This window comes from Clostridium bowmanii, assembly GCF_018861315.1.
Lineage (GTDB): Bacteria > Bacillota > Clostridia > Clostridiales > Clostridiaceae > Clostridium_AD > Clostridium_AD bowmanii.
Genome location: NZ_JAHLDL010000020.1, coordinates 37706 through 58870, shown reverse-complemented (window position 1 = coordinate 58870; position 21165 = coordinate 37706). Strand labels below are relative to the sequence as shown.

21 protein-coding genes are annotated in these 21165 nt (G+C 30.7%); 8 read left to right on the top strand and 13 right to left on the bottom strand.

Going from position 1 to position 21165, the window contains the following annotated elements; all coding sequences use genetic code 11:
* Positions 1-22: 22 nt before the first annotated feature.
* The 5 genes from KPL51_RS14170 to KPL51_RS14150 all read right to left on the bottom strand — a co-directional run bounded on the left by KPL51_RS14170 (position 23) and on the right by KPL51_RS14150 (position 5185).
* Positions 23-1051 (bottom strand): hypothetical protein, encoded by a 1029-nt coding sequence (locus tag KPL51_RS14170; protein WP_216162840.1) that lies wholly within the window; start codon positions 1049-1051, stop codon positions 23-25.
* Positions 1052-1096: 45 nt separating this feature from the next.
* A complete protein-coding gene (locus KPL51_RS14165) occupies positions 1097-2104 on the bottom strand; it encodes a phosphodiester glycosidase family protein (protein WP_376770091.1) in 1008 nt (335 codons plus the stop codon).
* 88 nt (positions 2105-2192) lie between these two features.
* Positions 2193-4052, bottom strand: a complete 1860-nt coding sequence (locus tag KPL51_RS14160; RefSeq protein WP_216162834.1) for a M56 family metallopeptidase — start codon at positions 4050-4052, stop codon at positions 2193-2195.
* Positions 4053-4064: 12 nt separating this feature from the next.
* Positions 4065-4448 (bottom strand): BlaI/MecI/CopY family transcriptional regulator, encoded by a 384-nt coding sequence (locus tag KPL51_RS14155; protein ID WP_216162831.1) that lies wholly within the window; start codon positions 4446-4448, stop codon positions 4065-4067.
* A gap of 353 nt (positions 4449-4801) precedes the next feature.
* Complete coding sequence (locus KPL51_RS14150) at positions 4802-5185, bottom strand: hypothetical protein (RefSeq protein WP_216162829.1); 384 nt, start codon at positions 5183-5185, stop codon at positions 4802-4804.
* 295 nt (positions 5186-5480) lie between these two features.
* On the opposite strand from KPL51_RS14150, the gene KPL51_RS14145 reads away from it, so the two are divergent.
* The 5 genes from KPL51_RS14145 to KPL51_RS14125 all read left to right on the top strand — a co-directional run bounded on the left by KPL51_RS14145 (position 5481) and on the right by KPL51_RS14125 (position 8886).
* Positions 5481-6332 (top strand): Rossmann-like and DUF2520 domain-containing protein, encoded by an 852-nt coding sequence (locus tag KPL51_RS14145; protein ID WP_216162826.1) that lies wholly within the window; start codon positions 5481-5483, stop codon positions 6330-6332.
* A gap of 3 nt (positions 6333-6335) precedes the next feature.
* A complete protein-coding gene (panB, locus tag KPL51_RS14140) occupies positions 6336-7163 on the top strand; it encodes a 3-methyl-2-oxobutanoate hydroxymethyltransferase (RefSeq protein ID WP_216162822.1) in 828 nt (275 codons plus the stop codon).
* A gap of 62 nt (positions 7164-7225) precedes the next feature.
* Positions 7226-8074, top strand: coding sequence for a pantoate--beta-alanine ligase (gene panC / locus KPL51_RS14135; protein WP_216162819.1), 849 nt, complete (start codon positions 7226-7228; stop codon positions 8072-8074).
* Positions 8075-8141: 67 nt separating this feature from the next.
* Complete coding sequence (gene panD / locus KPL51_RS14130) at positions 8142-8525, top strand: aspartate 1-decarboxylase (RefSeq protein ID WP_216162816.1); 384 nt, start codon at positions 8142-8144, stop codon at positions 8523-8525.
* 139 nt (positions 8526-8664) lie between these two features.
* Positions 8665-8886 carry a DUF378 domain-containing protein gene (locus KPL51_RS14125; protein ID WP_216162813.1) on the top strand — a complete coding sequence of 74 codons (222 nt, stop codon included), beginning with the start codon at positions 8665-8667 and terminating at the stop codon, positions 8884-8886.
* Positions 8887-9092: 206 nt separating this feature from the next.
* Here the strand turns inward: KPL51_RS14125 and KPL51_RS14120 are convergent, their stop codons facing one another.
* Positions 9093-9533: a hypothetical protein gene (locus KPL51_RS14120; protein WP_216162810.1), complete on the bottom strand. Its 441-nt coding sequence runs from the start codon at positions 9531-9533 to the stop codon at positions 9093-9095.
* A 57-nt stretch (positions 9534-9590) separates the two neighbouring features.
* Between KPL51_RS14120 and KPL51_RS14115 the strand changes: the two genes are divergently transcribed.
* Together KPL51_RS14115 and KPL51_RS14110 are read left to right on the top strand one after the other, a co-directional pair.
* Complete coding sequence (locus KPL51_RS14115; RefSeq protein WP_216162806.1) at positions 9591-9899, top strand: hypothetical protein; 309 nt, start codon at positions 9591-9593, stop codon at positions 9897-9899.
* A gap of 153 nt (positions 9900-10052) precedes the next feature.
* Positions 10053-11501, top strand: coding sequence for an NADP-dependent glyceraldehyde-3-phosphate dehydrogenase (locus tag KPL51_RS14110; protein ID WP_280526772.1), 1449 nt, complete (start codon positions 10053-10055; stop codon positions 11499-11501).
* 65 nt (positions 11502-11566) lie between these two features.
* On the opposite strand, the gene KPL51_RS14105 is transcribed toward KPL51_RS14110, so the two are convergent.
* Positions 11567-12295, bottom strand: a complete 729-nt coding sequence (locus KPL51_RS14105; RefSeq protein ID WP_216162803.1) for a lysophospholipid acyltransferase family protein — start codon at positions 12293-12295, stop codon at positions 11567-11569.
* Positions 12296-12504: 209 nt separating this feature from the next.
* On the opposite strand from KPL51_RS14105, the gene KPL51_RS14100 reads away from it, so the two are divergent.
* Positions 12505-13392: a ComEC/Rec2 family competence protein gene (locus KPL51_RS14100; protein WP_216162800.1), complete on the top strand. Its 888-nt coding sequence runs from the start codon at positions 12505-12507 to the stop codon at positions 13390-13392.
* Between the two features lie 358 nt (positions 13393-13750).
* Here KPL51_RS14100 and KPL51_RS14095 read toward each other — a convergent pair whose 3' ends face one another.
* The 6 genes from KPL51_RS14095 to KPL51_RS14070 form a co-directional block, all read right to left on the bottom strand.
* On the bottom strand, positions 13751-14533 hold the full coding sequence (locus KPL51_RS14095; RefSeq protein ID WP_216162797.1) for a serine hydrolase: 783 nt from the start codon (positions 14531-14533) through the stop codon (positions 13751-13753).
* A gap of 92 nt (positions 14534-14625) precedes the next feature.
* Complete coding sequence (locus tag KPL51_RS14090; RefSeq protein ID WP_216162794.1) at positions 14626-15723, bottom strand: 6-phosphofructokinase; 1098 nt, start codon at positions 15721-15723, stop codon at positions 14626-14628.
* A 252-nt stretch (positions 15724-15975) separates the two neighbouring features.
* Positions 15976-16803 (bottom strand): undecaprenyl-diphosphate phosphatase, encoded by an 828-nt coding sequence (locus KPL51_RS14085; protein ID WP_216162791.1) that lies wholly within the window; start codon positions 16801-16803, stop codon positions 15976-15978.
* A gap of 100 nt (positions 16804-16903) precedes the next feature.
* Entirely contained in the window at positions 16904-18016 is a 1113-nt protein-coding gene (locus KPL51_RS14080; protein WP_216162789.1) for a hypothetical protein, read from the bottom strand.
* 214 nt (positions 18017-18230) lie between these two features.
* Positions 18231-19808 (bottom strand): phosphoenolpyruvate carboxykinase (ATP), encoded by a 1578-nt coding sequence (gene pckA, locus KPL51_RS14075; RefSeq protein ID WP_216162787.1) that lies wholly within the window; start codon positions 19806-19808, stop codon positions 18231-18233.
* 459 nt (positions 19809-20267) lie between these two features.
* On the bottom strand, positions 20268-21125 hold the full coding sequence (locus KPL51_RS14070; protein ID WP_224853516.1) for a DMT family transporter: 858 nt from the start codon (positions 21123-21125) through the stop codon (positions 20268-20270).
* Between the last annotated feature and the right edge of the window lie 40 nt (positions 21126-21165).

Genomic DNA, 21165 nt, shown 5'->3' with positions numbered 1-21165 from the left:
TGATATATTTTCGATTCACTGATTACTTAAAAGGAACAAAGGATATTTTGTTATTTCCAAGAGATACTACTCCCTTATTATATAACTTTACTAATTTCCCTTGATAGCTAGTTTGAATTCCAGAATTTATTTCTTTTATAGAACCTTTTAGCGGATTATTTTGATATATTTTACCATTATCTGATACAATTAAATCTTCTTTCACGCAAGGTATTTCTAATTCCATGGTTTTCCATTCACTAGTATTTTGTGATATCTTACCATAATAAACTTTACTTATTAAATCATCTTTTAACTCTACAAGATATATATTATCATCATCATCAGCACCAATTAAGCTAAGTTTATCAACATCTCCCACACTTATAGCATTGCTTTTACTAGTAACATATGTTTTGTTATAAACTGAGCCTTCATAGAACAATTTATCTTCATGGCGAATCAATAAGATATTGCCCACCAGGTTAGGTATTGTATCAATTCTTGACAGATCTGGATTTCTATCGATTCTATAAATGCTGCTATTATTAGCATTGTTTGATACTTTAACATAAGTAACTCCTGTTAATGGTGCTGTTTGAACATCTTCTACTTTAGGATTAATGACATCACACTCAATTTTTATATTTTTTACTTTTTCATCTTTTACTGCATCGTAAGAATATAATAGTAAATTACTAGATTCTCCATCACTTTCTTTTTCTACTAAAATCATTCTATTTCTACCTGGGACCCACGAAACAAAAGAAACGTTACATCCATCCTCAGGTTCTATGTTTTTAGTTTTACCAGTCAAACAATTAACAATCACCAATTTTTCAGTATCATAATAAGATATATATTTAGCATCATAAGATACTAATATATTTTCTGCGTTTGTTGGTATAGTAATATCAACATTTTTAGCTTCGGTGCTTACCTCTTTCACAACTTTTTTGGAAACTACCTTTGAATCGGTAGCTAAAAAATAATGATCAATATAAAAGAGCCCTAAACATTGTAGTGATAAAGATACTACTATCCATATGCTTATTCTTTTCATCCAGCTCATATTTTTTTCTCCTTTAACTTCAAATATTCCATAATATACTTCAGGCTATTTTGTACTTTCTATATACATAATTGAAGATACTGACCTTTCTCCCAAACTATCTGATGGACTGTTTATAACTTCATCATCATAAAATAATGTAGAAGAAGAACCTCCATCTAAATTAGTAGCATTAATAGCTCCATAATCATATAATACATCCTGTGCTTCTTTTAACGTAGCTCCTAAACTTCCCAGCTTCCTACCGTCAATTACTAAAAACATTATCGCTCCATCACCTCTTTGCGCTACACATGTTCTAGGTGCAATACCCCAACCACCATCACCTTTAGTAATAGTTTTTTGTCCACTAACTATAAGTGCTGGTCCAAAAGATATTGCCTCAGTTACTCCATCCGTTTTCATCTCAGAAAGACTATGAGGACCAACTAATAATTTACCTGAGCTAGTCATTGCTACAACTTCTGTTTTTTTATTTTCATCAGTTATATCATTCGCAACAATTTTTCCATTAGCCATTATAATTCCGGCTGGATTTGCTCCTGTCCCTGTGTATTTTGTTCCATTGTCTTCATCTTTAAATCCACCACCATTGATTGCCGCAATTGCATTATTATCCTTTGCAATATCACTAGTTAGTTGTCCTTCTTTATGAAGCAAACTAGTGTAACCTACTTTTAACCTAGTTGGGTCATTAATTATTAATATGTAACCATTAAATTTATTTCCGTTTACATCATATCTTTCTATAGTATCATCATTTTTATTTTCTACTTTTACACCGTCTAAGTTAGTTTGTACTAATGCATCTACTGTTTGCGTACTCATAATTTTTGCTATTGCCTCTTTAGACAAAAATGTCGTTGCAAGCCATTGAAGTGAATACGTAGTCATTGCCGCACCTACCATTGTCGTCTTCACATTTTTAAAAGGACCATAGTAAATCATAAATGGACCAGTAATTGCAGTAAAAATAGTTTCAAAAATTATAAAGCTTATAACAAGTTTTATTTTTATTGTTTGTTTATTTTTATTTTTTTTCATATTTACCATCCCTTTAGTTTTGTCAGCAACATAGGTGTTCTAAGGTGAACCATTGCTAATTAATTCGCATTAGAAAATATATCAAAATATTAGCTTTTTAAGGTAACACCATAAAAGTAGATCCTACTTCTCTTTCACCTTTACTGCCAGGATCATCAATCATCTTATCTCCACTTTCAATTAGTTTTCCGCACGGAGTATTAATTACTTTACCGTTATAGTACATAGTTGTTGAGCTTCCTCCATCAAGATTAGATGCGTTTACAGCCCCATACTGTAAAAGTATATTTTGTACATCTAGTAATGTAGCTCCTATAGACTTAACACTTCTACCATCAATGGTTAATAAAATTACTGAACCATCTTTTTTCTGACCTATAGCTGTTCTTGGAGCTATACCCCAACCACCCTCGCCTTGTGTAATTGTAGGTTTACCATTGACGATAAGTGCAGGTCCAAAACTAACAGCTTCCGCTACATTAAGCTTATTTAATTCATTCAAGGAATATTTACCAACTAGAAGGATACCTTTATTTGTAAAAGCGACTATATCGCTTTTACTCGTATTGTCTTTTAAATCATTGAAAATAACCTTTCCATCGTGCATTATGAGCCCTAATGGAGATAATGTTTCGCTTGAACTTTCAGCAAACCCTGTAAACCCTCCAGCATTAATAGCGCATATTGCATTACTTTCTTTTGCTATTTGACTTGTTGTTTTTGTAATTTTTGAAATATCTTTGTTAAAACCAACAACAATTTTCTTATCACCTGGTATTATTAACATTGTACCTTTAAAATGTTTGCCTGTAATATCATATTGTGTAATAGAATTTGTTTTATTATCATTATTTAAAGTTGTAATAGATTTTGAGGCCTGTTCGTATTTATTATCCGCAAGCACTGGTTTATTTTTAGCATTAGTAAGCATTACTCCGCCCAATACAGTTAATGTTACAATAGGTACAATCGACCACTTATAAGAATTTTTCTTAAATAAAGAAATCATAGTAATTCTCCTTTTAATTTGAGATTTGTCACTTATAATGGATGACATCCCATAAACCTTCGGAGTCTTTTTATAACTTTCTAACAACTTTATAATAGTTTTACCATAATTTATGTAATCATCGCATTTAACATGAGATAATACTAATGCATCACAAGCGAGTTCCTTATCATTACGCATCCTATAAAATGAATACCATATGATAGGATTAAACCAATGTATTATTTGGAGTATTCCTGATAAGCAACTTACTATTATATCGAGACGTTTTACATGGGCTAATTCATGTAAAATTATATATTCTAACTCATTTTTATTCACATAATTTTCAATACCAATAGGTAGTAATAATTTAGGGCTTATAAACCCATAAATACATGGTGTTTTAATTCCATTAGTATAGATGATTTTTATATTAGATTTTATGTTTAATTTGTTTTTGCACTGTAGTAAAAGCAGTAAAACGTCCTCATTATCACATACCTTACCACTCTTTACCTTGACCTTTAATTTCATGGTCATTACAATTGTATAAGAAGCGATTATAATAACCACCAGTAACCAAAGACAACTTATCAATTGTAAATACACTTGGCTCTGATTAGTATCGGATTTATTGGTTTGTAAATTCGTCGCCGCAATATCTGGAGCTGCATTTGTATTGCTCTCTTTATTATTAGAAATTTCGATTGCCTTGTTATTTATTGAATAAGGTACTTGTACAACAGTTGTACTTTTGAAGTTTATAATATTAAATATACTTAATGAGCTTTGTATCCCGTATGGTATTAATAATCTAATTATAACAATAAGCCAAATAGCATAGTGCCACCTGACACCTAACTTGTCTTTAATAAAAAACTTGAAGGCAAGAATTATTAAGCTTAAAATACTTGCTAAAGCGGTTGAATATAATACCCATTTAAAAATAGATATTAGTAGTATCATAAATACACCTATTTAACCTTTCTTCTTATCAAGAATGTTTTTAAGTTCTTTAATTTCCTCATCAGATAATTTTGAGTCAATTAAAAAGTTTGCAATCATACCATTTAACGAGCCATTAAACACTCGATTTATAAAGGATTCACTCTCTGCTTTTATGCATTCATTCTCTAGTAATAAAGGGAAGTAATAGTATGTTTTTTTATTGTTTTTATCTATTGTATAACCTAGTACTTCTTTTTTTACTAAACGATTTATTAAAGTTCTAATAGTATTTGCTTTCCAATCAGTATTTTTACTTAAAGCATCTACGATTTCATTAGCAGTGCAGGTATCATTTCCCCAAACACATTTCATAACTTCCCATTCTGAATTTGATATTTTAGGTGCGTTAATCATTTCATCATCCCTTTTTAAATAAATTATATTTTACAATTTATAACTTTATAATACATATTACACATGTAATATGTATTTGTCAAATGCAATATATATTTGTGAATATAAGTTATATACATATTTTCAAACTCTACTTTTGGGATTTTATGATTTTAAAAATATATGAGAAAAAATTTTTGATTAATTAGGACAATTTATTGGGTAATCCAACATTTTAATATAAATCCAGAAGAAACATATTATATTAGAGACGTGTAGATTGTAAAAAGAAATAGCAGATAAATTTTTTCCTATAATGTATATAACACAAAAGGAGTATGAATTTCTCAATGAAATTCATACTCCTTTTTTAATTATTTGTTATCATTAATATTGTTTTTAATTCTATTTGGTTTAACCTTAGGCCTCATTACAATATCGTTCTTCTTATCTTTTTTAGAAGAAGCTATGCCTGAATAATTTGTTTTAGGAATATTTTTCTTTTTGATAAATCCTGATAAATCCATAAACCATAAAAATAAAAAAACAAATGTTCCTGGTATTATGTAGTTAGCTACATATTTGGGCATAGTTGGCCATGCTAACGTAGGCACTATAAATAATACCATAGCGAGTGCAAGTATTATCCATTTATTAACTTTTACCTTATATAATACATAAGATTTTAAAACATTATATATCACAAGAATAATAATTGATAATACAACGATGCTAAGTATTGTCATAAAGGTACTCATTTTATCCCCTCTTTTCTATAATCGGCATTAAAATAGCCTATACTATATATTATCAGACATAAACTAATATATATCAATAGTTTATGCTTTAATTTATATAATTATATTTGTATTCAAAAATAATTTATGCTAAAATATTTTATGGGTAGTATCTGAAAAGAACTGCACCGAATTGTTTAACATATTATTTATAATTTTTCTGCTCATATCTTTATGAATGAGACAGCTATACAGGAGTCTCCCACCCTCAGACATTGAGGTCTTTTTTATACTGTATTGCATTGGAGGCGATATTATGGTTATCGGCTTTATTGGATGTGGAAAGGTAGGTTTTTCTCTTGGAAAATATTTTTCATCCAAAGGAATAAGTTTATCTGGATACTATAGTAAATTTTACGAAGATGCTATAGATGCATCTGTGTTTACTAATTCAAGAGCTTATGAAAACATTGATGATTTAACACGGGATAGTTCACTAATTTTTATTACTACTCCTGATGATTTCATTCATGACGTACTGCAGAGATTAGCAAATTTAGATTTAACTAATAAAATAATATGTCATACTAGTGGTTCCTTAACTTCTAGCAATTTTTTAGATATAAACAATTCGGATGCATTCGCATATTCAATTCACCCTATTTTCGCATTTTCTGATAAATATAACTCCTATAAAAGTATGCAAAACGCTTATTTCTCTATTGAAGGACCAGACATACATATACATGAGCTTAAAGATTTCATTAACTCTTTAGGTAATAAATCACTTGTTATTAACAAAGATAATAAAGTGCTTTACCACTTGGCTAGTGTCACAGTATCTAATTTAGTTTTATCTTTAATTAATACCGGTTGTAGTTACCTAAGTCAATGTGGACTTAGTGAAAATGATGCTCTAGAGGCATTATTGCCATTAATCCAAAATAACATTGATAATATAAAAGAAAATGGCTTTATTAGTGCTTTAACTGGTCCCGTTGAAAGAAATGATTTAGAAACAGTGAAGCATCATATAGATTCTATTCCTAAATATGATGCCCCCATGTATAAAAATTTATCACTAAACCTACTACACTTATCAGAAAAAAAACATAGCGAAAGAGATTATAACAAGCTTGAAGAATATTTAAAAATGCAGGAGGAGTAACAATTGAAAAATTCTATTTTAACCTTTATATCTGCAAAAAAATCAGGCAAAAAATTAACAATGCTTACAGCCTATGATTACTCCATGGCGAAACTCATTGATGAATGTGGTGTTAATGGCATTTTAGTAGGAGACTCCCTAGGCATGGTTTGCCTTGGCTACAAGGACACCTTAAGTGTAACAATGGATGATATGATACATCATACTAAAGCCGTTGCTAGAGGTACTACAAATGCCCTTGTAATTGGTGATATGCCTTTTATGTCTTATCAAACCTCACTATATGATGCAGTGAAAAATGCTGGAAGATTTGTACAAGAAGCTGGAGCTCAGGCAGTAAAACTCGAAGGTGGCGCCATAGTTTGCCCACAAATTCAAGCTATAGTGGATGCTCAAATACCTGTAATGGGTCATATTGGTTTAACTCCTCAATCTGTTAATATGTTTGGCGGCTTTAAAGTTCAAGGTAAGGATATGATCCATGCTAAAAAACTTATAGAGGATGCTAAAAAAATAGAAGCTGCAGGTGCCTTTGCTATTGTACTCGAATGTATACCCTCTAAACTGGCTGATATTATATCAAAGGAAATATCTATACCAACTATTGGAATAGGTGCTGGTGGTGGCTGTGATGGACAAATTTTAGTGTATCAAGATATGCTTAATATGTTCTCAGACCTCAAACCTAAGTTTGCAAAAAACTTTGCAAATGTTGGAGACCTTATGAGAGATGGATTTAAATCATATGTTAAAGAAGTAACTGAAGGAACTTTCCCAAGCATAGAACACTGTTTTAAAATAGACGATGAAATTTTAAACAAATTATATTAGAAAAGGAAGTGAACGTGGCATTAATAGTGTATATATAATTACATCTTAAAATGCCCCCAAAAATGAATATTGCAAAAACTATTGAAGAAGTTAGAAGTCAGGTAAACTCTTGGAAAAAAGAAGGGTATAGCATTGCCTTAGTTCCTACTATGGGATATTTACATGAAGGACACGTTAGTCTTATAAAACGTGCTGCAAATGAAAATCAAAAAGTTGTGGTAAGTATATTTGTAAATCCTATACAATTCGGTCCTAGTGAAGATTTAGCATCTTACCCAAGAGATTTAGATAGAGATAAAATTCTATGTGAAGGTGCAGGCGCCAATTTAATCTTTGCTCCAGAAGCCTCAGAAATGTATTATGTGGATGCTCAAACAAATGTCAGTGTAAATGGGCTCACAAACGGCTTATGTGGTGCTAAAAGACCTGGTCATTTTAACGGTGTATGCACTGTAGTTTCAAAACTTTTTAATATAGTTTGCGCTGATAAAGCTTATTTTGGAGAAAAAGATGCGCAGCAGTTAGCTGTAATAAAACGAATGGTTAGAGATTTAAATTTTCCTATAGAAATTATAGGTTGCCCTATTGTACGAGAAGCTGATGGACTTGCAAAAAGTTCACGTAATAATTATTTATCAACGGATGAAAGAACCGCGGCATTAATTCTAAACAAAAGCTTAAATAGTGCTAAAGAACTTTTATTGACCCATGAAAAATCTGCTGAGAATTTAACGGAAACCATAAAAAAACAAATTCAAAGTGAAGTTTTAGCTAAAATTGATTATATAGAAGTTGTAGATGCCCTATCACTTACCGCTATAGACCTTATTGATAAACCTGTCCTTGTTGCTATCGCAGTTTATATTGGCAAAACAAGATTAATAGATAATTTTATATGGCAATCAAAATAAAAAAATCAGGGGTACATAACAGTTAATAACTGTTATGTACCCCTGAGGAATACAGGAGGGTCAACAATTGATAATAACTATGTTAAAATCTAAAATACACAGAGCCACTATTACAGAAGCAAAATTAAACTATGTAGGAAGCATAACTATCGATAAATCACTAATGGACAATGCACACATCCTAGAATATGAAAAGGTTCAAATAGTTGATATCGACAACGGAGAAAGATTTGAGACCTATGCCATTGCCGGAGAATCTGATAGTGGAGTTATGTGTATAAATGGTGCCGCTGCAAGATGTGTGCAACCTGGAGATAAAATAATAATTATGACTTATTGCCAAATTCATGAAGAAGAAGCTAGAAAATTTAAGCCTACAGTAGTATTTGTTGATGAAACCAATAATGTAGAAGAAATAACCCACTACGAAATACATGGAGAAATTAAATAATTTCCTAGATATTTTTCATATTATTTCGTGGTTTATTAAATTTTTTAATAATTAATTAATTTTTTTAATAATATAGTAATAATTTCTCGAAAATTGCAAACAATAATACTGAAAACTTATTAAAAAGGAGATGTATACGTTGAAAGCATTAGATATTACTGCACTAGTATTAGTTATTATTGGAGCAATAAATTGGGGATTAATTGGATTTTTCCGATTTGACCTAGTATCAAGCTTATTTGGTACTGGCACAGCATTTACTAGAATCATATTTGCTCTAGTAGGCATTTGTGGTCTATATTCACTATCTTTTTTAGGAAGAGATAGGGGTACAGACAGAGATACAACTGAGGTTAGATAATTTCAATATAAATGTGCAAAGCACAATAAAAAGAAGCTGAGATTTCAAATTCAGCTTCTTTTTATTAGTTACGAAACAGCTTGCATAAAATAATGTGAATAACTTTCTTATAGTGTAAATTAAAATATAAATCTTTTTATACGCAAAAAAAAGTATATATTACGTATAATACATTTGAGCAAGCTTCAGAACTTCTTATTTTATTTTTAATTAAATCTTAACTGAACCAAAGCAGTTTTATCTGTAACCCTTATTACAATTAAACTGTAGGTATCTTTTTGGTCTATATCTTGTATGATCTTCGAAAATTTTTCATCTAACATCCTTAGAACACTACCTGATTTAGTTTGAATTTCATACCCTTTAGAGTTTTTTATTATAAATAGATTTTCCCACTGGTGAGGAGTATATTTATTAAAAATCATTTCAAAAATTATTCCCTGTTCATGAAGTAATCTTATTAGACTATTATACTCATCACATAACACATCGTTCTCACACTTCAAGTTTTGCATAGCATAATTATTATGTTCTAATAAATTGTTTTGCTGCATTATTTCTACTTCATACTGACTCTTTTTTTGATCCAGCTTAATAGTTTTATTTTTAATTTTCTCTAAATAATAGTCATTACCACTTTTATCCATTAACTTTACCTTGCCTTTCCTAGTATTCATTAGGTAGAATATAATCGAGGTGATTATATGAATAAGTTTATAGACTGGATTATTTCCAGTTTAAAATATATGTGTAAAAAAAACAAATCATATCTAATTGAATTTTATAATGATACAAAGTTTTTGATCAATAAGCATTCTACATTAAACAAATTATATAACCCAATTATCAGTGAAAAAATTGACATAAACAAGTCTTTACAAGAAACTTTAAAAATTTTAAAAAATAAAAACAGTGAATCCAAAAGTAATATATTAAAACTAGAAAGTAAAAATAAAGTAATTCAGTCTAAAATATCTATAATTCAAGAACTCTTAACTAAAAGACACGATTAATTATTTCCATAGATGATATATAACTAATATAATCAATAATATATTTATCTTTCGTCAATACTATAATGAGGTACAAACAAATAAATAGCAAGTTTATGCTTGTTATTCATTTCATCCTACCTAGCATACAATTTTAAAGCGAGGTGTTTTATATTGTTCCATAGTATGTGCGAAGATAAAATATACAAAAATTTATTTAATGGAGATTGGGTTGCATCAACTAATACTATAGATGTTTTTTCTCCAGTTGACAACAATTTAGTAGGCACCATCCCTGCTATGAGTAAAGATGAGGCTAATTTAGTTATTGCAAATTCAAAAGCTTCTCAAAAGGATTGGGCAAACATGGCAATTAGCTCTCGTGCGTCGATTTTGCATAAATGTGCTGCACTACTTGATGAAAATGTTGATTACTTATCAGTCATCATGCAAAATGAAATTGCAAAAGATAAACACTCCTGCGATGCTGAGATAAAAAGAACCGCAGACTTTATTAGATTTACTGCAGATGCTGGAAAAAATTTAGAAGGTGAAACTATAGGTGCAGATAATTTCCCTGGTTTTAAGAAAAACAAAATATCCTTTGTCACCAAAGTACCAGTAGGCATTGTTCTAGCAATTTCGCCTTTTAACTATCCCATTAATCTTTCTGCCTCTAAAATAGCCCCAGCCCTTATTGGTGGGAATAGTGTAATTTTAAAGCCCTCTACTCAAGGAGCTATCAGTGCACTCCATCTGGCTGCAATTTTTCATGAAGCCGGTGTTCCACATGGAGTTTTAAACACAATAACAGGTAGAGGCTCTGAAATAGGTGATTATTTAGTAACCCACAAGGATATTAATTTTATTAACTTTACTGGAAGTACGGAAGTAGGAAAACATATTGCTGTAATTGCCGGTATGGTACCTATGATTATGGAGCTTGGTGGCAAAGATGCTGCTATAGTCCTCTGTGATGCTGATATTGAAAGTGCTGGAAAAGATATTGTTGCTGGTGCCTTTAGCTATTCTGGGCAAAGATGCACCGCAGTTAAAAGAATTCTAGTTATTAATGATGTTGCAGACAGCCTCATTATTGAATTAATGAAAAATATAAAATTATTAAAGGTAGGTGCCCCACAAGATGATTGCGAAGTAACTCCACTTATAGATAATAGTGCTGCAGACTATGTTCAAGAACTCATAGATGATGCCTTGCATCATGGTGCCACACTATTATGTGGAAATAAACGAATCAATAATCTAATATACCCTACCTTATTTGATAATGTAACTACAGACATGCGGCTAGCCTGGGAGGAACCCTTTGGACCAGTACTCCCAATAATTAGAGTTAAAAATATTGAGGAGGCTATAATCATTGCTAACAGATCTGAATACGGTCTTCAAACTTCTGTATATACTAAAAATATAGATGATGCCTTCAATATTGCTAATCAATTAGATGTAGGAACCGTTCAAATTAACAATAAACCTGAAAGGGGCCCTGACCATTTTCCTTTCTCTGGAACAAAATCTTCTGGTATGGGTACTCAAGGTATAAAATATAGTATTGAAGCTATGACTAGATCAAAAGCCACAGTCTTACTAATAAATCCATAGCATAATTAAAGGGGCAGTTAAATCATCACCTCGGTGTTGCTTTAACTGCCCCTTTAATTATTTATTTACTTATTTTCATTTTCTTTATCTAAATTTGTCTGGATTATATTTCTTACCATTTCTGATACTTCCGCTTTTTCTTCCTTTGACATGTTATTCATATATATAGGTTTATCAATTATAAGCTTAGCATTTGCCTTTCTAATCTTTCCATTATTACCCTCCATTGCTTTATGAGTATCATAAAATGTTATAGGTACAATTGGCACTCCTGCCTTTATTGCTAGTCTCATACTACCTTTTTTAAATTCTCCCATATTATTACTTCTGCTTCTAGTACCTTCTGGAAAAATAATCATAGAATAACCATTCTTTAAATTTTCAACCCCTTCAGCAATTGCTTTCAAGGCCTCTCTTGGATTTTCTCTGTCCATAAATACAGAATGAATTTGCCTCATCCAATAGCTCATAATTGGTATTTTTTTCATTTCTTTTTTAGCAACAGCCCCTGTGAGTCTATTTGTATTAGCTAATATAGACGGTATATCAAAATTACTTTGGTGGTTTCCCACAAACAAACAAGGTTCATTTGGTATATTTTCTCTTCCTGTCACTGTTAAATTTAAATCTGCAATCATAAGTACGAAATTAGCCCATTTATCAGCTACCTGAGCCACATACTCTTCTGCCTCTTCCACTGTTTTATGCTTTTTTAAACTATTTAGCTTTATTTCCTTAAAGCCCGTCCCGATTAAATTAATAATAAGACGAAAATAAAAATATACGGTTTTCATATATATACCTATTCCTTTCTCATATATCATTTTAAAATTAAATCATTAGAATTTATTATACTAGTTAATAAGCCCTATTACAAATCTTTCCTTAAGATAATAGAAAACTAAAATAAGAGGCACCTATTTTTTCTTAAAAATTGATTTTAATTTACATAACTGGTTAAAATCACTTATATATTTCAAATATTCTTTAGGAGATTAATCATATGCCAAAGAAAACCTGGATAACATATACCACAATTTGCATTTTCTTAGCTTTTGTAACTATAGTTGTAGGTATAATTGTAATCTATAAATCTAGTATAAAAACTAATATAAACCTAGAAAATAATATGGTCACTCATTTTATTGATGTAGGACAGGGTGATTGTATCCTTATTCAAGTAAATAATAAAAATTTATTGATTGATAGCGGTACCAGCGATTCAAAATCAAAAGTAATTCGGTATTTAAAAAGCAATAATATTACTAAACTTGACTATGTAATTGCAACTCATCCCCATGACGATCACATAGGTGGTATGGCTAGTGTAATTAACACCTTCAAAGTAGATAAGTTCTTCGCACCCAAAATTACCGCCACCACTCAATCCTTTGAAGAGATGATCATAGCTTTAAAAAGTAAAGACCTAAAAATAAATATATGTAAACCTAATATAACTTTAGATTTAGGCCCCAATACCACCTGTATTATGTTATCACCTAATAAAACGAGCTACAAAGATACTAATAATTACTCTTGCACAATAAGAGTATCTTATAAGAATTCAACCTACCTATTTACAGGTGATATACAAAAACTAAGTGAGGATGAAATTTCAGCTAAACATTACGATATAAGTGCTGATGTGCTTAAAGTTGCACATCACGGCAGCAATACGTCAACCTCACAGGATTTTTTAAATAATGTCTCCCCAAAAATCGCAATAATATCCTGCGGAGCCTATAATAGTTATGGTCACCCCAATAGAGAAACTTTAGATGGACTTAAAGAATTAAATTGTATCATCTATAGAACAGATTTAGATAAAGACATTATCCTAATAAGCGATGGTACAAATATAACTAAGTATGAAAAAAAACAAAAAAACTAGTTACCTAGTTTTATCATTCAAGCTCCTTTTACATCCATAAACATAATTTATACATAAAGGGCATGTAGGACTGTGTCAGATAGTATATAATGAGTCTTCCAGTCTTCTAGTTTATATAATGAAAATCTTCTGTAGGCTCCGAAGTGACTTGCAATAAGAAACGACAAAACTATTGAAATTGCATTTACAAATTCTTCTTTTTCGAATATAAAATTCTCGTAAGCCTGTCAGGACGGCGAGTGTAAGCGATAGAGAATTTCATATTCGCAAAAGATTAGAATTTGTTAATGCAATTTCAAGTTTTTAGTTCGTTTGCAAGGCACGCAGGTGCCTTAGAAAAATTTTATGAATACTTATTTTATTTCCAATCTTTATCAATTATGTCCCATACCATCTTTCCCACTCTAGATATGGTGGTAATTCCATAAACATTGTTAGGTAAATTGCTGGCCATTACTGTAAAAATAAAATTCCCCTTTGGAATCATAATTAAAGCTGCATCATTTTCAACATTTTCAAGACTACCACCTTTGTTTGCAATACTCTCTTGAATATTCCTGGGAATGTAAAAAGGTATCTTATTTGTAGTCTGTTGTTTTTTTAATATATTTAGAATCAAATTACTATTTTCTTCGTTTAAATATTGCTTTAGATATAATAACTTAAAGCACTTGCTTAAATCAGAAGTAGAAGTAGTATTTTCTAATTCCTCCTGTTCTAATTTAATCTCAGTTGTAATCCTTTTCAAATTTGTGCTCTTAAGTCCCATCTCTTTGAACAATTCATCTATTCTCTTAAGACTTAAAATATTAATAATTTTATTTGCTGCAGTATTATCACTTTGTATAAGCATTGCTATTAACAAATCGCGAATCGAATATTCGCTTGCTGAAAATTCATGTATTATTCCATTTGAACCCTGGGTCTTATCCCCTGCTTCTATTTTAATTTTTGATTGTAATTCTATTTTTCCATTTTCCACTTCTTTAAGTAGCGCAATGGCTAGTGGCAATTTTATGCATCCAGCTGATAGCATTTCTTTGTTTTCATTAACACCATAAAGATACCCACTATTTATTTCTTCAAAGTAAAAACTGTAGTTGCCTTCTCTTGTCTCTAAATATTTTTTTATTACTTTCATAATATCCTCCTGGTATTCTTATTAGGTAGATAACAACCTTCAATGGCTTAATCGCTATCTACCATATTATAATGTTATGCTAAAGCAGTCTATTAATCGCCAAATGATATTCCAATAGCTCTAGCTACTTTAACTAATTCTCCGTTAGGGTTTACATTTTTAGTATCGCCTATAACATTTTCTAAGTGTGCATAAGATATCTTATTTCCTGTAAGACAAACCATATTTCCAAATTTCCCTGCATCAATCAAATCAACAGCCGCCACACCATACCTAGTAGAAAGCATTCTATCAAAAGATGATGTGATACCCCCTCTTTGAATATGACCAAGGACTGTACATCTAATCTCGTGATTCTCTACCAGCCCTTCTAAATCGTAAGCTAATTTGTTGCCTATTCCACCTAGTCTTATTGGGTCTGGACTGTCTGTTACTATTTTACTAACTACAACATCTCCACCTACTGGTTTGGCACCCTCTGCAACAACAATAATACTAAATAATTTACCTTCTCTTTCACGTTGTTCTATTTTTTCAACAATCTTATTAATATCAAACTCTATTTCTGGTATTAAAATTACATCAGCAGATCCTGAAACTCCAGATTCTAGTGCTATCCAACCTGCATTTCTTCCCATTACTTCTAGTATCATTATCCTATGGTGTGACTCAGCTGTGGTATGAAGTCTATCAAGAGCCTCTGTTGCTACTCCTACTGCAGTATTAAATCCAAAAGTAAAATCTGTAGATGCTAAATCATTGTCTATAGTTTTTGGAACTCCTATTACCTTAACACCTTTTCTACCAAAATCCCTAGCACTTGTAAGTGTACCGTCACCACCAATAACAATTAGCGCATCCACGCCTTCTTTTCTCATGTTTTCAATTGCTACATCTGATACATCCCTTTTAACTTCAATACCATTTTCTTCAACAGTGTAATCAAATAAATTGTCTTTATTAGAAGAATATAATATAGTTCCACCTTTATGTTGAATTCCTGATACCGTTTCCAATGTTAATGGCATTGTTTCATTCTTATATAGCCCTCTATATCCAAATCTATAACCAATTACTTCATAACCATAATTTAAAATTGCATTACGGGTAACTGCCCTAATTACTGCGTTAAGGCCTGGACAATCTCCCCCACCAGTTAATACTCCTATTTTTTTAATTTGATGTGCCATATACATTCCCCCAAACTCTATTTGACTTATTATACACCCTAAAGTGGTAAATATAAATGATGCGCTCCTATTAATGAAATATTCTCAACTTTTCACAAATAGCATAGCATAAATAAAAAAGATATCATAATATAGAATATTATAAGCTATAAAAGAGCCATTTATTACATATATCTAATATGTTGTATATCACATTAACGATTAATACAACATATTAGCTCACATTATACATAATATCAAAATAAACAATGTTTATATCGAAATATTAGCAAATTTAATTAAAACCAACAATACTATACCCACACTTATTCTATAAATAGCAAAAATCTTCATAGGTTTATTTTTTAGATAATCAACAAATTTTTCAACCACAACTAATGCAACTAAGAAGGCCGTTATAAACCCAATAATCAAAGTAAGAATTTCTCCACTACTAAAACTCATACCACTTTTAAATAGTGTTAAGGCTGTAGCCCCAACCATAGTAGGTATTGCTAAAAAGAATGAAAACTCCGTTGCAGCAACTGTAGAAACGCCACTAATCCAGCCTCCCATTATAGTAGATGCTGACCTAGACATTCCTGGCCATAGTGCAAAGCATTGAAAAATTCCTATTTTCAATGATTGTTTAATAGTTATTTGTTCTACATTTTTTGTTTTATCCAAATGCCTAAATTTCTTTTCTATAATAAGCATAAGAACTCCACCAACTACTAAAGCCAAAGCTACGGCACCTGGATTAAAAAGATACTCATCAATTTTATCACTTAGAAGAAACCCTAATACAGCAGCTGGTATAAATGCCACTATAATATTAGTCCAAAACTTAATCCCTGATGGTTTTGCGTGAAAAAATTCCACAACTGAACCCCATATTTTATTCCAATATAAAACTATAATTGCAAGAATAGCGCCTAATTGAATGACTACTTCAAAACTATTTGCAAATGCACCTTTAAAATCAATAGCATTTCCCACAATGATCATATGTCCAGTGGAGGAAATCGGAATAAACTCTGTTACTCCTTCTACTATAGCTATTATTATAGCTTTAAGCACTAGTATAATGTTCAAATCCATGTAATATCCGCTCCTTATAACAATAATTTATAAAATCTTTTTTCATTATACTATATTAAAGAATGAATATAATTAGAATTATAACTTATTGTTAAAATGTTTATTTTTCTATTATCACTTCCCTATCTAAGGTTTTACCATCTTGTGATAATTTAATAGAGTTTGTCCCACTAATAATTTGTAAATCAAAATATGTGTCTACCTTTATATAGTCCCCTCCATTAACCTTTATAAAATAATTTGAGAGCATATAGCTATTCATAAATGCCCCAACTGTAAAGTTTTGTATTTCTTTTGTGTCATTTTTTAAGTCTCTCTTTGCAAATATTAAAGTGGGAACTTTCTCAGTGCCGTTATTTACATATTGTTTTTTCGGTGATTCCTTAAATACTTGCGGATTATTAACAAATATTGTAGGTTGAATAAACCCCTCTTTTGTTTCTATTATAGGAAGCTTTTTATTTTTCAAAAATGTAAGTTTTGAATTACTTTTTAACTCCCCATATTTATTATTATCCACAGATATACTATAGCTTTCATAGTAACTTGACATATTTTTAATATATTTACTACTACTTTTCACATCGATAATCTTAACCGCTTCTATTCCCTTGTCTACTATTTCAACTGTACCTAAGGGAATACCACTATCGGTCATGTAACATCCATTGACGCCATCTATCATTACCCACTTATTATATTTATCACTCCATATTTCACATACATTAAAGTAGGATTTTCCACTAGTTTTTTTATCATTACTTCGAAGTACTCCTCGACGTACATTGATTCCAATAGCAGCTAAACACTCCTCATACATAATTGCATAATCACTATCCGATATCTTAGTTCCTCCAAAAGCTACTTCCATTATTTCCAAAGCATTTTTATCACTAGTCATAGACGTACTTCCAGCTTTTACTTTTCCATTAAGATATTTCATGATTCTTATTGAGTTATCGAGTTCATCAGCTTTTGGCTCTATAACTTTCTGGAGTTTATAGGTTGCTTTAATTTTTAATAGATTTTCATTCTGAGGGCTTAAATAATAAAAATGAATATTATCTCCAGTATAAAAATTTTCCCACTTAGTAATTTTAAGGCCTTCTTCTCCAGTATTAAAACCAGATTTAGCTTTTAAGCTCAAAAAAGTTAAGGCTAATGTTATAATAACAAAAAATAAAATTCTATATTGAATGCTAATTTTTTTCATACTTCCTCCTCGTTTGTACCTTTTGTATCGCTTAGTTAGACAATTGTTATTAACCACTATACACCCTATAGTAAATATGCATTTATTTAATGAGTATATCATATTTAAAGTAAAATTTACATAAAAATGCTCCCCTTTCCAGTAATAGATTCTTATTATTAAATCTGTTTACTCTAAGGCGAGCCTATAAATTTTTAGCCATCACTTTATTAAATTAACTACATAAAGGGCCAGCCATTTTTACACATTCTGAAACTCCTTTAAATTTACTGAAGTTTGCATGAAATTTAGCAGCTAATTCTTTAGCTTTTAAATTATACTTTTCTTTATCTTCCCATGTGTTTTCTGGATTTAATATCTCAGAGGGAACATTTGGCACTGCCACCGGAATCGCCACTTTAAATATTGGATGCTGTGTATATTTAATACCCTTAAGCTTACCTTCAAGAGCACCTTTTACCATAGCTCTCGTATAAGAAAGTTTCATTCTTGAACCTACACCATATCCACCACCACTCCAACCTGTGTTTACCAAAAACACCTCAGTATCATGTTTATCTATTCTCTCACCTAAAAGTTTTGCATAAACTGATGGCCTCATCATCATAAAAGGTTCTCCAAAACAAGCTGAAAATGTAGCTACCGGTTCTGTAATTCCACGTTCTGTACCCGCAAGCTTACTTGTATATCCTGACATAAAATGATACATGGCAGCTTCCTTAGATAACTTTGATATTGGCGGAATAACTCCAAAAGCATCTGCGGTTAAAAATATTATAGTACTTGGGTTCCCACCCTTTCCACTTAACTGCGCATTTGGAATATATTCTAGTGGATATGCCCCTCTTGTATTTTCTGTTAAGCTGCCATCATCATAGTCAGGCCTCTTATCATCATCAAGTACAACGTTTTCAAGCAGTGCTCCAAATTTTAAGGCGGAGTAGATTTCACTTTCTTTATCTTTATCTAGCTTTATAGTTTTAGCATAACATCCACCTTCAAAATTAAACACTCCACTATCACACCAACCATGTTCATCATCACCAATAAGCTTTCTCTCTGGATCTGCTGACAATGTAGTCTTCCCTGTACCTGAAAGGCCAAAGAATACCGCTGTCTCACCATTTTCGCCAATATTTGCAGAACAATGCATTGGGAATACACCTTTTAGAGGAAGCAAAAAATTCATTATTGAAAAAATAGATTTTTTAATTTCTCCACCATATTGAGTTCCACCTATTAACACAATTTTCTTATCAAAATTTATTATAATAAAAGCTTCAGAATTCACTCCGTCAATTTCTCCTTTTGCCTTAAACCCTGGAGCTGCAATTACTGTAAACTCAACATTATGGTCCTCTGCCGTAGGTTTATCTGTTCTTCTTAATAATTGATTAGAAAGTAGTGCCTCTGAAGCAAGCTCATTTACTACTCTAACGGGAAGGCTATACTCTTCCATAGCACCAACATAACCATCAAACACAAATATATCTTTATCACTTAAATATTTACATACCTTACTATATAAATTATCAAATATTTTTTCTTCAATAGGTAAATTTATTTCTCCCCAATTTATGGAATTCACAATACTTTCTTGTGAAACAATAAATCTATCCTTAGGAGACCTTCCTGTATATTTACCAGTATTTACAGCCAGTGCTCCTGATTCTGTTAGTGTGCCTTCTTCCTTTTTCAAAGCAAAGCTTACTAGGTCAGATACAGGTAAATTCCTGTATATTTTCTTTGATGTTTTAATATTTAAATAATTTAAATTCTGTAAATATTCCACAATATTACCCCCGATTACTATGTTATTGTTGCACCATCATAACTAAATTCATTTATTTTGTTACTATACTAATATATTACAACATTTTAGCAATAATGCAAGAAAGAAATTATGCAAAACACTATTTAATGTTTTTATGAATATATACCTTCATTATGTTGCATTTACCTTGTTATAGAATATGCTTTTACCCTATGTGTTACACTAATGGCTTTGATAATTTCCGAGTTAACTATTAATGCTCTGTGTCCTGTGATACCAAGTATATTATCGGTAAATATAATCTTACAAACTTTTGTTTTCAAGTTATTTTCAAATTCAAATATTTATTTCATTTTTTTTAAAATGAATGTTGTGAATCTTTTAAATTCACAACAAAAAAATATATATCATACCAAACGAATTTGATTTAATATATACTTCATTAAAAATTATATTTATTTCTATTACAAGATTAAATCATTTTCTTATACTGTATATTGCGTATATTACCAAACAGGTTCCAATTATTTGCATATTCCCAATTCTTTCATGTAAAATAAAAAATGATACAAGCATCGCCGTTGGTATTTCAAGATTTCCTATTATTGATACCTTTAGTGACCCTATCTGCTTTATGGCTGCATATAATAGTGTTAAAGGGATTATTTCGCAAAATAGTGCAAGTATAGCCGTATATCCAAATAACCTTGCAGTTACCTGACCTCTAAAAACAAATAGGGGGAACTTATAAATCATAAGGCATAATAATGAAAAAAGAGTAGAATAAGCATTAATAGTTAGTGGTGCCAGTCCTTGTAATTTTTCTTCACTATAAATATTCATAAAGGCATAAAACATTGCACAAATCAGGGCAAATATTACTCCCTTAAGGGAATATTTAAAGTTTCCAAATAATATATCCAAAGTTAAAATACAACCGAAAAATGCTAAAAATACAGCAAATACTTTTCTATAACTTAGGGATTCACTTTTAAACACAGCTGAGTATATAAATACCATTAAGGGATAAGTGTATAGTAATATAGCTACCATTTGAATTGGCAAATAGTTAAAAGATATATAATAGAACACTGTCATAAATGTATTTCCAATGGCGCCCAGCACCGCCAATCTTAATAGTTGAACTTTTGTCACCGTAAATGCTTCTTTTTTAAAGAGATACATAAATACAAACATTAATGGTACGGCAATAATATATTGTAAGGTTAATAAACTTATAGAATCAATTCCCCCCACAAAAGCTAGTTTTACAAAAAGCCCTGCACTTCCAAATAATACAGCAGAAAGAATTGAATAAATATATCCTTTTTTCAAAATAACACACCTTTCTGTCCTCTAATAAAATAGTATAAAC

Excerpts from the sequence above, each read along its gene's own strand:
- KPL51_RS14080 (WP_216162789.1), bottom strand. The coding sequence starts at position 18,016 with ATGAAAAAAATTAGCATTCAATATAGAATTTTATTTTTTGTTATTATA.
- panC (WP_216162819.1), top strand. The coding sequence starts at position 7,226 with ATGAATATTGCAAAAACTATTGAAGAAGTTAGAAGTCAGGTAAACTCT.
- KPL51_RS14145 (WP_216162826.1), top strand. The coding sequence starts at position 5,481 with ATGGTTATCGGCTTTATTGGATGTGGAAAGGTAGGTTTTTCTCTTGGA.
- KPL51_RS14160 (WP_216162834.1), bottom strand. The coding sequence starts at position 4,052 with ATGATACTACTAATATCTATTTTTAAATGGGTATTATATTCAACCGCT.
- KPL51_RS14085 (WP_216162791.1), bottom strand. The coding sequence starts at position 16,803 with ATGGATTTGAACATTATACTAGTGCTTAAAGCTATAATAATAGCTATA.
- KPL51_RS14100 (WP_216162800.1), top strand. The coding sequence starts at position 12,505 with ATGCCAAAGAAAACCTGGATAACATATACCACAATTTGCATTTTCTTA.
- KPL51_RS14105 (WP_216162803.1), bottom strand. The coding sequence starts at position 12,295 with ATGAAAACCGTATATTTTTATTTTCGTCTTATTATTAATTTAATCGGG.
- KPL51_RS14090 (WP_216162794.1), bottom strand. The coding sequence starts at position 15,723 with ATGGCACATCAAATTAAAAAAATAGGAGTATTAACTGGTGGGGGAGAT.
- KPL51_RS14095 (WP_216162797.1), bottom strand. The coding sequence starts at position 14,533 with ATGAAAGTAATAAAAAAATATTTAGAGACAAGAGAAGGCAACTACAGT.
- KPL51_RS14115 (WP_216162806.1), top strand. The coding sequence starts at position 9,591 with ATGAATAAGTTTATAGACTGGATTATTTCCAGTTTAAAATATATGTGT.
- KPL51_RS14165 (WP_376770091.1), bottom strand. The coding sequence starts at position 2,104 with ATGGTAAATATGAAAAAAAATAAAAATAAACAAACAATAAAAATAAAA.
- KPL51_RS14155 (WP_216162831.1), bottom strand. The coding sequence starts at position 4,448 with ATGATTAACGCACCTAAAATATCAAATTCAGAATGGGAAGTTATGAAA.
- KPL51_RS14120 (WP_216162810.1), bottom strand. The coding sequence starts at position 9,533 with ATGGATAAAAGTGGTAATGACTATTATTTAGAGAAAATTAAAAATAAA.
- KPL51_RS14170 (WP_216162840.1), bottom strand. The coding sequence starts at position 1,051 with ATGAGCTGGATGAAAAGAATAAGCATATGGATAGTAGTATCTTTATCA.
- KPL51_RS14150 (WP_216162829.1), bottom strand. The coding sequence starts at position 5,185 with ATGAGTACCTTTATGACAATACTTAGCATCGTTGTATTATCAATTATT.